Source organism: Thiocystis violacea, assembly GCF_016583565.1.
In the GTDB taxonomy this organism is placed as follows: domain Bacteria; phylum Pseudomonadota; class Gammaproteobacteria; order Chromatiales; family Chromatiaceae; genus Thiorhodococcus; species Thiorhodococcus violaceus_A.
Map to the genome: position 1 here is coordinate 1 of NZ_NRRF01000242.1, position 694 is coordinate 694.

A 694-nucleotide genomic window follows, 5' to 3' on the forward strand; every position below is an offset into this window, starting at 1 on the left:
TGATCGATCAGCTCCCCGAGACCCAGCTCGTCGTACATTCCGGCCACGAGCCCCAGGTGATTGAGGACCTGGCTGCTGTAATGGCGTGGACTGGCCATGGAGGCGGTGTCGATATGGACGGCCATGCATGATTCCCTCTCAATGTTCGCGAACAACGCGATGATAAGACCATTGAGGGAAGCCCTTCCGCTGGGGAGAGAGCGGTGGAACGACGATTTTCAGCCACGATGACGGACGATTTGTTCATCTTCCGTGTGCGAGGTGACGGGGATCCCACTGAAAATCAGCAACAAAAAATTCGTTAATACACGTTATGGCGTGCGTAATGTCGGCGAGAACATGCATCCAGTGGATTTTACCGGCCACACGCAGACCGGTTTCGTCGGCGTGGGCGACCGGGGCGGCTTTGAGCGCCTCGCCCATCGCGGCCACGGTCGGGGCGAGCAGCACCTGCGCTTCAGCCTGGATCGCCAGCACCGTGGCGTCGGACATCGGCAGACCGAACAGATCGCCCATCAACTCACCGGTGCGTGCCAGCGGCAGCATGTGGTGGTGGGTCAATTGCACGCACGGCGAAACCGTTCTACCGCAGATTGACTCGCCGTAGTGGGATTTACCTTCGATTCTGTACAGGCCCCAGCGTTTGACTCAAACTGCGCGCCAGGATTGGTTGGCGAGGCAGCGCGACGCACGT

Annotated in this window: 1 protein-coding gene; it reads right to left on the bottom strand. The window is 59.5% G+C overall.

Annotated features, from left to right (window positions below):
• Positions 1-243 precede the first annotated feature (243 nt).
• Positions 244-633, bottom strand: coding sequence for an IS66 family transposase (locus tag CKO23_RS25025; protein WP_274600259.1), 390 nt, complete (start codon positions 631-633; stop codon positions 244-246).
• Between the last annotated feature and the right edge of the window lie 61 nt (positions 634-694).